Origin of the sequence: Paraburkholderia sp. CNPSo 3274 (assembly GCF_024206475.1) — a bacterium.
GTDB lineage: Bacteria > Pseudomonadota > Gammaproteobacteria > Burkholderiales > Burkholderiaceae > Paraburkholderia.
Genome location: NZ_JAMBPR010000042.1, coordinates 1 through 12,733, shown reverse-complemented (window position 1 = coordinate 12,733; position 12,733 = coordinate 1). Strand labels below are relative to the sequence as shown.

13 protein-coding genes and 1 pseudogene are annotated in these 12,733 nt (G+C 64.5%); 10 read left to right on the top strand and 4 right to left on the bottom strand.

The window, feature by feature from the left end; all coding sequences use genetic code 11:
• The first annotated feature begins 39 nt into the window (after positions 1–39).
• The gene (cobA, locus tag M3I54_RS26230; RefSeq protein ID WP_254341411.1) at positions 40–834 is read left to right on the top strand and encodes a uroporphyrinogen-III C-methyltransferase; all 795 of its coding nucleotides are present in this window, start codon (positions 40–42) and stop codon (positions 832–834) included.
• 56 nt (positions 835–890) lie between these two features.
• On the opposite strand, the gene M3I54_RS26225 is transcribed toward cobA, so the two are convergent.
• Positions 891–2,285, bottom strand: coding sequence for an MFS transporter (locus M3I54_RS26225; RefSeq protein ID WP_254341301.1), 1,395 nt, complete (start codon positions 2,283–2,285; stop codon positions 891–893).
• Positions 2,286–2,308: 23 nt separating this feature from the next.
• The gene (locus tag M3I54_RS26220) at positions 2,309–3,043 is read right to left on the bottom strand and encodes a type IV pili methyl-accepting chemotaxis transducer N-terminal domain-containing protein (RefSeq protein WP_254341299.1); all 735 of its coding nucleotides are present in this window, start codon (positions 3,041–3,043) and stop codon (positions 2,309–2,311) included.
• 489 nt (positions 3,044–3,532) lie between these two features.
• Here M3I54_RS26220 and M3I54_RS26215 point away from each other — a divergent pair, with 489 nt between their 5' ends.
• The 8 genes from M3I54_RS26215 (at position 3,533) to M3I54_RS26180 (ending at position 10,979) form a co-directional block, all read left to right on the top strand.
• Positions 3,533–3,901, top strand: a complete 369-nt coding sequence (locus tag M3I54_RS26215) for a hypothetical protein (protein WP_254341297.1) — start codon at positions 3,533–3,535, stop codon at positions 3,899–3,901.
• A 336-nt stretch (positions 3,902–4,237) separates the two neighbouring features.
• The gene (locus M3I54_RS26210) at positions 4,238–5,344 is read left to right on the top strand and encodes an AI-2E family transporter (RefSeq protein ID WP_254341295.1); all 1,107 of its coding nucleotides are present in this window, start codon (positions 4,238–4,240) and stop codon (positions 5,342–5,344) included.
• Positions 5,345–5,420: 76 nt separating this feature from the next.
• Entirely contained in the window at positions 5,421–6,941 is a 1,521-nt protein-coding gene (locus M3I54_RS26205) for a TolC family protein (protein ID WP_302059138.1), read from the top strand.
• Positions 6,938–8,056 (top strand): HlyD family secretion protein, encoded by a 1,119-nt coding sequence (locus tag M3I54_RS26200; protein ID WP_254341291.1) that lies wholly within the window; start codon positions 6,938–6,940, stop codon positions 8,054–8,056. Before M3I54_RS26205 ends, M3I54_RS26200 begins: the two co-directional genes overlap by 4 nt.
• Positions 8,057–8,064: 8 nt before the next feature.
• Entirely contained in the window at positions 8,065–9,111 is a 1,047-nt protein-coding gene (locus M3I54_RS26195; protein WP_254341289.1) for a DUF2955 domain-containing protein, read from the top strand.
• Positions 9,108–9,488, top strand: coding sequence for a potassium channel family protein (locus M3I54_RS26190; protein ID WP_254341286.1), 381 nt, complete (start codon positions 9,108–9,110; stop codon positions 9,486–9,488). The genes M3I54_RS26195 and M3I54_RS26190 overlap by 4 nt, the downstream gene beginning before the upstream one ends.
• 132 nt (positions 9,489–9,620) lie before the next feature.
• Positions 9,621–10,553: a hypothetical protein gene (locus M3I54_RS26185; RefSeq protein WP_254341409.1), complete on the top strand. Its 933-nt coding sequence runs from the start codon at positions 9,621–9,623 to the stop codon at positions 10,551–10,553.
• A 36-nt stretch (positions 10,554–10,589) separates the two neighbouring features.
• Entirely contained in the window at positions 10,590–10,979 is a 390-nt protein-coding gene (locus M3I54_RS26180) for a hypothetical protein (protein WP_254341284.1), read from the top strand.
• Positions 10,980–11,306: 327 nt separating this feature from the next.
• Here the strand turns inward: M3I54_RS26180 and M3I54_RS26175 are convergent, their stop codons facing one another.
• Positions 11,307–12,077 carry a LysR family transcriptional regulator gene (locus M3I54_RS26175; RefSeq protein WP_254341282.1) on the bottom strand — a complete coding sequence of 257 codons (771 nt, stop codon included), beginning with the start codon at positions 12,075–12,077 and terminating at the stop codon, positions 11,307–11,309.
• 111 nt (positions 12,078–12,188) lie between these two features.
• On the opposite strand from M3I54_RS26175, the pseudogene M3I54_RS26170 reads away from it, so the two are divergent.
• Positions 12,189–12,287: pseudogene (locus M3I54_RS26170) on the top strand (thiamine pyrophosphate-binding protein); the annotation flags it as partial.
• A gap of 210 nt (positions 12,288–12,497) precedes the next feature.
• Here M3I54_RS26170 and M3I54_RS26165 read toward each other — a convergent pair.
• Positions 12,498–12,733 (bottom strand): transposase (locus M3I54_RS26165; RefSeq protein WP_254341279.1); only part of this gene is annotated, 236 nt, incomplete at its 5' end.

The window sequence follows — 12,733 nt, the reverse complement described above, 5'->3', positions numbered from 1 at the left end:
CCACGTGGGCGCGCGCAATACCAAAGGAAGACGACGATGATGACGGGCAACGAAGGCAAGGTCACGCTGGTGAGCGCAGGTCCGGGCGATCTCGACCTCCTCACCCTGAAGGCGGCGAAGGTCCTCGCGAGCGCCGACGTCGTGCTGCTCGACGATCTCGTGAACCCGGAAATCGTCACGCTCGCGCCGCAGGCCCGGGTGATCCGCGTGGGCAAGCGAGGCGGCTGCCGGTCCACGCCGCAGGCCTTCATCGAGCGCCTGATGCAGCGCTACGCGCGCCGCGGCTTGCACGTGGTGCGCGTGAAAGGCGGCGACGCACTGCTGTTCGGCCGCGCAGGGGAAGAACTCGCGGCGTTGCGCAATGCGGGGGTGACGGTGGAAATCGTGAACGGCGTTTCATCGGCGTTCGCGGCGGCGGCGGGACTCGGCGTGTCGCTCACGCATCGCGACCATTGCCAGGGCGTGATCTTCGTGACCGCGCATCTGCGCGACCACAGCGAACCGGACTGGCAGGCGCTCGCCGCGACGGGCATGACGCTCGCCATTTATATGGGCATGAGCCGGATCGAGTCGCTGTGCGCAACGCTCGTGGGGGCGCTCCCCACGACGACGCCCGCCGCTGTCGTGCAGTGGGCGGGCAGCGCGAACGAGCGGCGCGTAACGGGCACGCTCGGCACGATCGCGGCGCACGCTCATGCGGCAGGCCTCGGCAGCCCCGCTATCATCCTCGTGGGCAATGCAATTGGCGAGGCGGCTTCGTTCGCCATTTCGCCTGCGTCGTTCGGCGTGCATTCGCGCGAAGCGGATATTGAGGACCTGCGTCGACGCGCGTAAACGCGTTAGCGGCCCGTCGCTCACGCTCGGGCCGCACCCTGCTGTCTACCTAAGTCTTAGTTGCTTGCACTAGCCTGAGCGCCCTGCACGACAGCCGGCGCCATTGCCGCCTCCTGAGGCAGCGCCCATTCGAGCCAGCGTGCGCGATGCAGCACCACGAGTCCGAATGCGGCCGCCGCGATCACGCCGAACGTCGCGAAGCCCATCTGGTAGCTGCCGGTGCTCTCCTTGGCAATGCCCATGATGACCGGCAGATAGAAACCGCCGATCCCCCCCGCCGCGCCGATGATGCCCGACATCAACCCGGTGCGCCCCTGCCAGCGGCGCGGGACGAGCTGGAACGTCGCGCCGTTGCCGAGACCGAAGCACACGTAGGTGAACGCGAGCAGCGCAATGCCAGCGGCGAACGGCGGCATCCACAGCGCAAACGCGAAGTCGCACACCGAAATCGCGGCAAGCAGCACCACGAGCGCGCGCACGCCCGAAATGCGATCCGCGATCAGCCCGCCGAGCGGGCGCACCATCGCGCCGGTCAGCGCGAGCAGCGACATCACCACGCCGGCTTCGAGCTTCGGCACCTGGTAGAGGGAAATAAGCAGCGTCGAGATATAGGACGACATGCCGACGAAGCCGCCGAACGTGATGCTGTACACGAGCATCACGACCCACGTGTCGCCTTCGGTCAGCACCGCGCGATAGTGGCGCGGCAACACAGCAATGGCGAGCAGCGCGCCCAGCACCGGCAGCAGCAGCACACCGGTCCTGCCCGCGCCGAACAGGCCCGCGTGCACGGCAAGCACGAGCGCGATCAAACCAGCCAGCGTGATACCGAACGACCGCAATGCCTGCAGCGCGCTACCGGACTTCTGGCCGAGATCGCGAGCCCAGAAAGTCACAGCCGTCGCGGCGAGCGCGAGCAGCGGCAGCGCCGCGCCGGTGGCGCGCGCCCAACCGTAGTGGCTGGCGAGGCCCGGAAAGAGGAAGCCGTCGAGCACTGCGCCAATATTGCCGGCCGCGGCGAGGCCGAGCACGAGGCCCTGCACCTTCGGCGGATAGTTGCTGCCCGCCATGGGCAGCGCCACGGCGAAGCTGGCGCCGCCCACGCCGAGCAGCACGCCGAGCACGAGCAGCAAGGTATACGACGGCGTGCCCGGCATCATCAACAGCACGGCAGCGGGGATGGCGGAAAGCGCGATGCCCATCAGCGCAACACGGCGGCCATCGTAGGCCTGATAGAGATTGCCAAGCGTCACGCGCAAAATCGCCGCGCCGAGCACGGGCACGGCCACGAGCAGGCCCAGTTCGGCCGGCGTCATCGCAATGTCCTTCTGGATGAAAGGCGCGAGCGGGCCGAACATCACCCACACCGTGAAGCCAGTGTCGAAATACAGGAAACACGCGATCAGCGCGCGCCAGTTACCGCTCTTGAGCGAACTTACCAGGTCTTTCACGAGGTTCTCCCCAATGGTGGATCTCAACCCGCAACGCGGGCATGCATCCGTTGATTTCGGAATCCAGAATGTCGTTCGGGCGCGCTGTCACGCGTTTCGTGCTTGCCGACTACGCCCTGCACGAGCCTGTCCATCTCGCCTATCACGTGCGTCAGTTCTGCCGTGATCACCGCGAATTCGCGGCCGAACTGGCCGGCGCGTGCGGCAGCCACCCGTGCATTGAGCGCGACGATGTTCGCGCGCAGGGAAATGGCGGCAAGTTCATCGACAATGCCGGCCTGGCGCTTCGCCGCCGTGGCTTCCACGCTGCGCAATTCGTCCTGGTACGCCTGGGTAAGCGCTTGCAGCAGTTCGAGCAGCGGCGTGGCGGCGGCGGTGAGTTCCGTCACGGCTGACTCGCACACGCTATCGACCGTCGATGCACGGACAGAGCGCTCGAGGCACGCGCACGCGTGCGCGGCGAGTTTCATGAACGCGCGAATGCGCTCGTCGGCCTTGCGTGCGCCGAAATAGAGTTCGCGCAACGCCGTTGAGAACACGCCCGGAAAGTGATCGTCGCCCTCTACGAGCCGTGCGTGCGAAGCCGCAAACGTGTCGAGGCATTCGCGCGCGATGACGAGCGCGGCCGCGTCGCCGCGCAAGCCGAGCAGCGCATGCAGGACGACGCGCTGCGAAAGCATGCGCTGGCGCCCGGCCAGATTGATGAGCTCGCCGACGATTTCCGCAGAGAGGTCAGGTGTCGTTTCCCGCATGTTCATCTTTAGTAGTGCAAATCGCGTCGCCCAGGGTTTGCCAGACCAGGGCGCTTGGGCGAAGCGCATAAAAAAAGCGTCCCGAAGCGCACCCACGCACGCTGTGCCGTGGAGTGCCACTTCGGGACGCCGTTGCCCCGCACGATCGATTGATCCCGCGCACGGCGGGACGATGATGCAATTCGTTGGAGCCTTCATTGGCCCCGGTAGCGACAAAGCAATAGGTGTGCCACCCGCCTCGCAGGCAGCGCGCGCACCCCGCGAAACTGCCCTGCTGGTGCGGGTTTCACCGTTCACGCAGCGCGCGCGGCCCGCGAGGCCGAGACCGGGTGCGCGCCACCAATCGTGTGCTTCAGGTGACTGCTGCTGGTGCACTGCAGCGAAGCCCCGCACCATCGCCGGGCACTGTCTTGCCCTTCGGCTTGACCGCACTAAGCTGTAAGCGTGGATTGGGGGCCGCACTAGCGCGCATGCGCACGCGGCGTGGGAGGCGTCATGAAACCAACCGCAATTGCACTCGCGCTTGCATGGGTCGCCGTCGGCCTTGGCGCCCTCGTCATCTCGTCGGCGGCGCCCGTCGCGAATGAAGCGACGATCGCTATCGTCTCCGGCACCTACGGCAGCAACTGCGGCGCATCACACGGCAACGTCACACGCGATCTCGCCGAGCACTGCAACGGTTTGCGAACCTGCAGCTATCCGGTGTCGATGGTCGCCGCGCAATCAGGCGGCTGTCGCAATGACTATCTCGCCGAGTGGCGCTGCGGCGGTCATGAATTCCACAACGCTGCACTGGCCGCCGGTGCGGGCAACGGCGATCGACTCATTCTCAGTTGCGAGCCTTCGAGTGGTCCGGGGCATTGAGGTCTGCGAACAAGAATCAGAATCGCAGTCCGCATACGACGCGATTTTCAGCGCACTGCTAACCACATTCCTCGCTGGCCCAAAGCGGGCCGGACGTTCGTTGTCCCTTTTCACAGCGTGTAATAGACTCAATTCGACGGCACGCTCCGCACAACTCTTAGGCGACTGCAAACATCGTAGAGTTGTGCTCCCGGTCACGGGGTCATGCTGGAAAGGAGCGCAACGTCCGCGGACAGTTTCTCGTACCACCTGAAGTTCTGGCGGCCCTCGCCAGGACGCGATAGGAGCCAGGGCGCGTCTGAATTGCGCGCCCTGGCCAGCGAGGAGAGACAGACGATGCTGCTGCCCACTACATCAACGCCAAAGGCGCAGTCCCGGGATTTGCTCGATGTCCTGATCCGCGCCGCGCTCATTGCCGTCCTGGCGATGTTTTGCTTTCGCATCTTCGCCCCGTTCCTCGACCTCATGGTCTGGTCCGTGATTCTCGCGGTCACCCTTTATCCGCTGCAAATGAAACTGCAGCGCAGCTTCCCTCACAAGGATGGACTCATTGCCACGCTGATCATTCTCGTGGCATTCGGCGTGATCCTCGCGCCGACCTGGCTGCTTGGTGTAGCCGTGGCCGATTCGATCGACCATGTCATGAGTGTCGCGAAGAGCGGCACGTTTCATATACCGCCTCCCGCGGACTCGATCGCTCACTGGCCACTCGTTGGTCAGCGCGTGTACGACTTCTGGATGCAGGCGTCGACCGACATCACCGGTGTCGTGCAGCGGTTCGCGCCGCAACTGAAGGCGGCCGGCCTCGCGCTGCTCGGCACGGTCACCGGTCTTGGCGCCGCACTGCTGGTTTTCTTCGTAGCCCTGATCGTTGCGGGCATTCTCATGGCGCACGGCGACAAGGGCCATCGCAGCACGGTGCTGATCGCTTCGCGCGTTTCCGGCCCGGAAAACGGCCTGCAAATCGCCGAGCTTTGCACCGCCACGATTCGCGCGGTCGCCCAGGGCGTGGTGGGCATCGCGTTCATCCAGATGGTGTTGATCGGCATCGGCTTCATCGTGATGGGCATTCCCGGCGCAGGCCTGCTGGCGCTGGCCGTGCTGCTGATCGGCATCATGCAGTTGCCGGCCACGCTCATCACCGTGCCCGTCATTATCTTCGTGATTATGACGCAGGGCGTCAGCACGGCGACCATCGTCTTCTCCGTCTACGAGTTCGTTGCGGGTCTCGCCGACAACGTGCTCAAGCCGCTGCTGCTTGGCCGCGGCGTGGCGGTGCCGATGCCCGTGGTGCTGATCGGCGCGATTGGCGGTATGGTCACGGGCGGCGTGATCGGCCTTTTCATTGGTCCGGTGATGCTCGCCGTTGGCTATCAACTGTTTTGGCGCTGGGTGAAAGACCAGCCTCAACCCGAACGCGCACGAGAAGAACAGCAGGCTTGAGTCGCGAGGCCGCCCTGTGATCCTCTGCGAGCGCCCTTACTGGCTCCCGCTCGGCGCGTGCTGCCTAGGCACGCTACTGGGCGCATGCATGCGCGTGGGACCCGACTTTCAGCCGCAACACGAAAGCTGGAGCGAACATTGGAGCAGCGCGTCGATCGAGCAGGTCACGTCGGTCGCGACACAACCCAACGCGCAACCCGACGCGCGACAATGGTGGCGCGTATTTGGAGACGAAAATCTCGAACAGCTGATTGCCGCGGCCGATGCGAACAACGGCGACCTGAAGATCGCCGCATTGCGCGTGATCGAGGCACGCGCCCAGCTCGGCATCGCGCTCGCGGGGCGTTACCCGCAGGTGCAACAAGCCAACGCCGACGTGCTGGCCTCGGCGCGCAAGCGCCACGACGGTTTCGACCCGCGTTCGGGCGCGTACTTTCAATACGGTCTTGGCTTCAGCATCGGCTGGGAACTGGACTTCTGGGGACGCTTTAGCCGCGCGATCGAATCGGCCGACGCCTCGTTCTTCGCCGCCCAGGACAACCGCGAGGACGCGCTCGTCCTGGTTCACGCGCAGGTCGCGGACACCTATTTCACGCTGCGCACGACCGAAGCGCGTCTGCGGATTGCGCGCGAAAACGCGCAGTTGCAAAAGCGCAGTTACGACATCACGCAAAAGCTCTTCAAGAGCGGCGAAACCGACGAGCTCGATCTCCAGCAAGCGAAAACACAGTATCTCGGCACGCTGAGCAGCATTCCCGTGTTCGAGAGCCAGATCGCCGTAGCGCGCCACGCACTGTGCGGGCTGCTTGGGCGGCCGCCCGGCCCGCTGCCGGAACTCGATGTACAGCCGGCCAAGGCTGGCTTCGTCCCGCTCATCGACCACGCCGTGCTTCAGGATGTGCCCGCGAGGCTTTTGCTGCGCCGGCCGGACGTGCGCGCGGCGGAGCAGCAGATGGCCGCGCAGTCGGCGCTGATCGGCGTCGCCAAGGCCGATCTGTATCCCTCCGTTTCGCTGGTCGGCTCGCTCGTGTGGAGCGCCAGTTCGCTCGCAGGCGCGCCGAGCACGCTCGCCGTGGTGGGCGGCCCGAGCATCACATGGAACCTGTTCGATCACGGCCGCATCACGAACAACGTGCGCGTGCAGGATGCCCGCCTGCAGCAATTGATCGTCGCTTACCAGGAGACCGTGCGCGACGCGGCGCGCGAGGCCGACGACGCCGCAACGGCACTGAACGCGGCACTGCAGCGCGACACGATCCTGCACGACGCGCAGGGCGCGGCGCAGCGCTCGCTCACGCTCGCCAATACGATCTACCGCGAAGGGTACTCGGACTTCCAGCGCGTGCTCGACGCGCAGCGTGCACTCTCCGCGCAGCAGGACGCGTTCGTCGTCAATCGCGGCAACGCCGTGAGCAGCCTGATTGCGCTGTACAAGGCCGTGGACGGAGGCTGGGATCTGGAGCAGCAGCCGCTCATCGATCCCGCTACCCGCGCCCAAATGCAGCGACGCACGGACTGGGGCGACCTGCTCGACGAACCGCCATCGCCCTCCGCCGCGCAGAGTCCCGGCAATCAACCGGATGGGCCGACACGATGAGCGGCGCCTCCGAACCTTCGAAGCCGCCCCAGACGCCACCGGCTTCCGACTCCTCCGGCAAGGCACTCAAGTGGATCGTCATCCTGATCGTCATAAGCCTGCTCTGGTACCTGCTTGCCGATCGCTTCACGCCTTATACGCAGCAGGCGCGCATAGCGGCCTACGTCGTGCCCGTTGCGGCGGAAGTGTCGGGACGCGTGACGCGCGTGCTGGTGCACAACAACCAGGAGGTCAACGCGGGCGACGTGCTGTTCGAAATCGACAACGAGCAATACCGCATTGCCGCCGACCGCGCGCGCGCCGACCTCGAATCCACGCGCCGGCAAATCGGCGCGAGCACCGCCGGTATCGATTCGGCGCAGGCCTCATTGCGCGCGGCGCTCGCCAACGAGGTCAAGGCGCGCCAGGATAGCGACCGGCTGGAACGGCTGTACCGCGAAGACGAGGGCACGGTGTCGCTGCGGCGGCTCGAAGTGGCGCGCGCCACGCACGAGCAGGCGCAAAGCCAGGTCGAAGCCGCCCGGGCCGAAGTCGAACGCGCGCGCGAACAGCAAGGCGGCAACGAAGCGGAGAACGCGCAGTTGCGCAGCGCGGCGGGCGCACTCGAAAAGGCCGAACTCGATCTCGCCAATGCGCGCATTCGCGCGCGTTCGGCCGGCGTCATCACGGACCTGCGCACCGAAGTCGGCCAGTTCGCGGCGGCGGGCAATCCGGTCATGACACTCATCGCCATTCACGATGTCTGGGTCAGCGCGGACATGACCGAGAACAATCTGGGCCGCCTCCATGCGGGCACGCCGGTCGCCATCGCGCTGGACGCGCTGCCGGGCGAAGTGTTCGCCGGACGCATCCGCAGCATCGGCTATGGCGTGAGCGTTGGACAGAGCACGCCGCCTGGCACCCTGCCCACCGTACAGAATAGCCGCGACTGGCTGCGGCCCGCGCAACGCTTTCCCGTGATCGTCGAGTTCGACAGCGACGAGCGCGCACGACTGCGCAACGTTCGCGTGGGCGGGCAAGCCGAAGTAATGGCGTTTCCGAGCGCAGGCAACCCGCTCAATCCGCTCGGCCGCGTATTCCTGCGCGTGATGAGCTGGCTCTCCTACCTCTACTGAGCGCGCCTATGCAAACGAGCCCATCGCTTCCCGGCCGCCGCGCGCTACGCGTGGCCACTGGCACGGCGCTCACGCTTGCCGTCAGCTTCGCACTCGATTTTCCAATTCCCGTGATCGCGCCGGTGCTCGCCGTCTTTCTGCTGGCGACGCAGAACCAGCCGCTTTCGCTCAAGGCGGCACTCGGGCTCGCACTGGTCGTTGCGCTCACAACGGGCAGCGGCCTGTTGCTCGTCCCCGTGCTGCGCTATTACGCGTTCGCGGGCGTGCTGCTCGTCGGCCTTTGTCTCTTCCTTGCGTTTCGCGCCGGCCTGCGCGGCGGCAACAATCTCGTGGCGACGTTCCTCGCGGCGGGCCTCACGATGATTACCGCGGCAGGCGTGGCCGACCAGCAACTCGCCGCCACGGTGGTCGGTGCGCTTGTAAAAGGATTGCTGCTCGCCGTGCTCGTCTCGACCGTGAGTCACGCGCTGTTTCCCGAGCCCGGCGCCGCGGTTGCCGGCGCCAAACCCGCTGCGCGCGTCATGCCGCAGGAAACGGCGTCGCGCATCGCCTTGCAGGCCGCGCTCGTGGTTATGCCCGCCTGGCTGCTGGCGATGAACGACCCCGCGAACTACATGCCCATCATCATGAAGTCCGTGAGCCTCGGCAGGCAAAGCTGCACCACGTCGGCACGCGACGCGGCGCGTGAACTGCTCGGCGCCACGGCGCTCGGCGGGCTGCTCGCCGTCGCGTGCTGGTTTGCGCTCAGACTCTTTGTAAATATCTGGATGTTCTATCTCTGGATGCTGCTGTTCGGCTTGCTCGTGGCGCGCAAGCTCTATCGCATCCGCCCCACGCGCTACTCACCCGGCTTCTGGCTGAACAGTCTTGTCACCATGATCATTCTGCTGGGTCAGTCGGTACAGGACAGCGTGGCTGGCAAGGACGTTTTCCGCGCATTCGCCGTGCGCATGATGCTCTTTCTCGCCGTCACCGCTTACGCGTGCCTGATGCTGCAGATAGTCGAGCGTTTCGCACAGCGTGGCGCAGCGACGCTCAAAAGGAATACGCCATGAACAATGCGCCAGAAAGCGCGGACCATGCCCCGAAAGCACGCGAAATCCTGCTGGAATCGGGCCGGACCATCTGGTATATGCGTCTGCTTCTAGGCGGTCTGTTGCTGATATTCGTCATCCTGACGATTGGCATGTTCTATTTCGGCGGTGCCGTGGAGACGCTGAACCGCACCCCATCGCCGATGGGCGAGACCGTGTACTTCTGCGCGATCACGGCGCTGACCATCGGATACGGCGATGTGGTGCCGACCACCGCGTTCGGCCGTGTCGACGCGGTGCTGCTCGGACTGATCGGCCTCCTGTTTACCGGATTGATCGTCGCCGCCGCCGTGCGCGGCGTGCAGGAGGCCTCACGCCATGCGCGCAGTCGGGCGTGAGCCAGATTAAGCAAACTCGAGCAGGTGTAATCAGACCCAATCGGGCATCGGGACCCGGCAGGATCGAACATGACGAACACCACCGTCTGTTGGCTGCGACTGCGCATCGCGCTGGTAAAGACTGGCGTGGCGATGCTCGCGGCGGTGCTGCCCTGGCAAGCGCACGCGCAGAGCACGCCGGGCCAACTGACGAATCAAACAGTGATAGGCGGCAACGTCAAGCAGCATGCGGACGCCGTGCTGTCCATCATGACCTACACCACGGTTCCGGACGTTACCACCAGTTCGCTTTCGATCAACAACGGCGCCACCGGCAACCCAGGCTTTGGGCAAACACAGCTAGGCGGCGGCTTCACGCTGAGCCGGACGTTCCCTCTCTACATGGAAGGTACGCTCGCTTATAGCCGCTACGACCCGACGTTCATCGCGACCGACGGCGCCCAGCAGCGGGCGCTGCCCACGAGGTGGAATACCTTCAGCGGTACGGTGGGGCTTGGCTGGGACTTCCGCATCACCAACGAACTGGTGTTTCGCCCGATAATCAACGGCACGATTGGACGTGTTTCCAGCGATCTGCGAGTCGGACAAACGTTGTTCAACCATGTCACGGACAGCAATCTCCAGTTCCTCAATAACGGCTATCTGGACGCGTATGGCTATGGCGGTTCGCTCATGCTCGACTATGAGCACTACCGCGAAAACTACGAAATCGATGCGGAATTGCGCGCGACCGATATCTACCTGCGCAGTTTCGGCGGCAGTTCGGAAGCCGTTCAAGGTTCTGCCATGGCGCAGCAAGTGAGCCTCTGGACGCGCTGGCGCGCACCAACGGGCTGGCACGCGCTGGACAAACCGGTGCGCTACGTGCTGGAGTTCGCCTACTCGCATTACTTTGGCGACAGCGCCGGGGTGCTCGGCTTCAATGAACTCACATCGCTGGGCGTGGGTCTGGAACTCGACAGCAGCGCGTATCCCGTCATCATTACCCGTACGCGGGCAATGGTGCGCTATGTTTTTGGCCACAACGTGCGCGGTGTGTCGTTTGGCCTGGCGGTCAGCTTTTAGGATGTCGAACGATGGATACGCGTCAGGAGAATAGCGATGAGTCTACGAACTGAGCGGCAATTGCGCACAACGGCAGGTTCCGCAACGAGGCGTCTCGTGCTCGCAGGCGTTTGTGCCTGCCTGCTGCCACTGGCGGGATGTCCCTACTATGCGGTGCCCGCCGGCACTGTGGTCATGACGCCCGCCAGCTACGACCGGTCATTCGCCGCCGCAGCGGGCGCCATGCGTGACGAGGGACTCGCCATCACCGTGCAGGACCCCGGCACAGGCACGATTGCGGGGACGCTAGATGGCGGCACCATGACGGCGAACGTGCAGCAGCAATCCGACGGCAGCGTAGTCGTGAAGTTCGATACCGCCGACGCGCGCGATCCCACGCTGATTCACCGGGTCGTGAGCAGCTACGACCGGCGCATGGGGCGCTAGGCGGCTCGTGCGCGGTTGCTCCAGCGGCTAACGGGTTAGCGACGCTCGCCTCCGTGGCGACCGTAACAAAGAGCATGCAGCAACAACCGATCCTGGCGTGCCCGAGCTTCGACTGACTCAGCGCGCCGAGGTCACCGCACGCGACCGCCGCCGTTTGGATACCGCTTCCCCACCGGTTCGAATCGCATCGCGTTCGAGCGCAGGCGGCAATTCCACTTTCAATAGCTCTACCCACGCGCGAGTCTTCGCTTCGAGAAACTTTCTCGAAGGCATCGGCACATACACGCCTACGTCAGGCGCGCGCCACTGGGGCAGCACGTGCACGAGTTATCCGCTGCGTATCCGGTCCACCACGGCGAAGCCCGGCAGCAACGCAATGCCCAGGCCGCTGCACGCCGCCTGCCTCACCGCCTCGGGATGATCGCCCATCAGCGGCCCCACAGGCTGCATCGAATGCGTGGTCTTTCCGTCGGTCAGCTCCCAATGCGGCGTTGTCGACGGATTAACGAGGCGCAGGCACGCATGGTCCGCGAGATTCCCAACTGATTTTGGCGCGCCATGCCGCTTGAGGTAACCGGGCGCCGCGCAGAGCACACCGTTCACCTCGCCAAGCCGTTGCGCAACGAGACTCGAATCCGGCAGGCTGCGCGTGAGATACACGCTCACGTCCACACCTTCGGCCAACAGATTCGGCACGTACTGCGAAGCGCTGTACTCGACGGTCACCGCGGGGTACAGCGCGCAATACTTCGTCACGAGCGGCACCACATAGCGATCGCCGAAGCTCGCCATGCAGAGCACCCGCAGTCGCCCGGTTGGCTCGATACGCGCGCCGCTCACCTCGCCTTCGGCCTGCGTCACCAGCTCGAGAATCGTCCGGCACTGGTTCGCGTAGCGCTCACCCGCGCACGTGAGCGCCATGCGCCGCGTGGTTCGCTGGAGCAATCTCGTTTGCAAACGATTTTCCAGCTCGGAAACGAGCCTCGATACCTGCGCGGTCGTCAGTTCCATTTGCTCGGACGCCGCGGTGAAGCTCCCGGCATCGACGACACGCACGAACGCTGTCATCGCGTGCAGCAAGCCGAGATTCTTGCGCATGACGTAACAAATTTTCAGATCAGACGGTATTTTGCATGAAAGCCCAGTAGTTAGGATCAGTGCCTACGTCGATGAACGACGGTTACTGGTTCGATAGTGAGGTGATCCAAAATGAACGGCGCTGAAAGTCTGTTGCGTTCCCTGGTCGCAAGCGGTGTGGATGTGTGTTTCGGAAACCCCGGCACGTCCGAGATGCATTTCGTGGCGGCATTCGTTGTGCCCTTCGGCGCGCGGAGCGCCGCCGGAAGGATGAGCGCCTTGTCACTCCGTTTGACGGCGAGTGGTGACAGACGCTCCGGAGCCATTAACCATCTACGGCGAGATGTGAACCGTGGCAGGCATTAGCGGTTCGAGCGGCTTTCTTTGCCTGCTTTCTTGAACCTGTCCGCGTTTTTGTGGGCGAGGCAGTTTAAAAGAACGTTACCCTCGCGCCGTCGTGAATCGGTCGCCAAACAGGATGGCAAACTGGTTCATCGCGGATTTCCAGTCAAAGGTGGCCCGTACCGACTTGGCCAGCACGTTGCGTAGCGCTAGCCAGAGTAGTTTGATTGCAGCCTCGTCATTGGGGAAGTGGCCCCGCGTCTTGATGATCTTGCGAAGCTGCATGTTCAGACTTTCGATGGCGTTGGTCGTGTACACAACCCGCCGAATCTCGG

Bases quoted from the DNA above. Each gene is read 5' to 3' on its own strand.
- cobA (WP_254341411.1), top strand. From the start codon at position 40: ATGACGGGCAACGAAGGCAAGGTCACGCTGGTGAGCGCAGGTCCGGGC.
- M3I54_RS26220 (WP_254341299.1), bottom strand. From the start codon at position 3,043: ATGAACATGCGGGAAACGACACCTGACCTCTCTGCGGAAATCGTCGGC.
- M3I54_RS26215 (WP_254341297.1), top strand. From the start codon at position 3,533: ATGAAACCAACCGCAATTGCACTCGCGCTTGCATGGGTCGCCGTCGGC.
- M3I54_RS26210 (WP_254341295.1), top strand. From the start codon at position 4,238: ATGCTGCTGCCCACTACATCAACGCCAAAGGCGCAGTCCCGGGATTTG.
- M3I54_RS26200 (WP_254341291.1), top strand. From the start codon at position 6,938: ATGAGCGGCGCCTCCGAACCTTCGAAGCCGCCCCAGACGCCACCGGCT.
- M3I54_RS26195 (WP_254341289.1), top strand. From the start codon at position 8,065: ATGCAAACGAGCCCATCGCTTCCCGGCCGCCGCGCGCTACGCGTGGCC.
- M3I54_RS26190 (WP_254341286.1), top strand. From the start codon at position 9,108: ATGAACAATGCGCCAGAAAGCGCGGACCATGCCCCGAAAGCACGCGAA.
- M3I54_RS26185 (WP_254341409.1), top strand. From the start codon at position 9,621: ATGCTCGCGGCGGTGCTGCCCTGGCAAGCGCACGCGCAGAGCACGCCG.
- M3I54_RS26180 (WP_254341284.1), top strand. From the start codon at position 10,590: ATGAGTCTACGAACTGAGCGGCAATTGCGCACAACGGCAGGTTCCGCA.
- M3I54_RS26175 (WP_254341282.1), bottom strand. From the start codon at position 12,077: ATGCGCAAGAATCTCGGCTTGCTGCACGCGATGACAGCGTTCGTGCGT.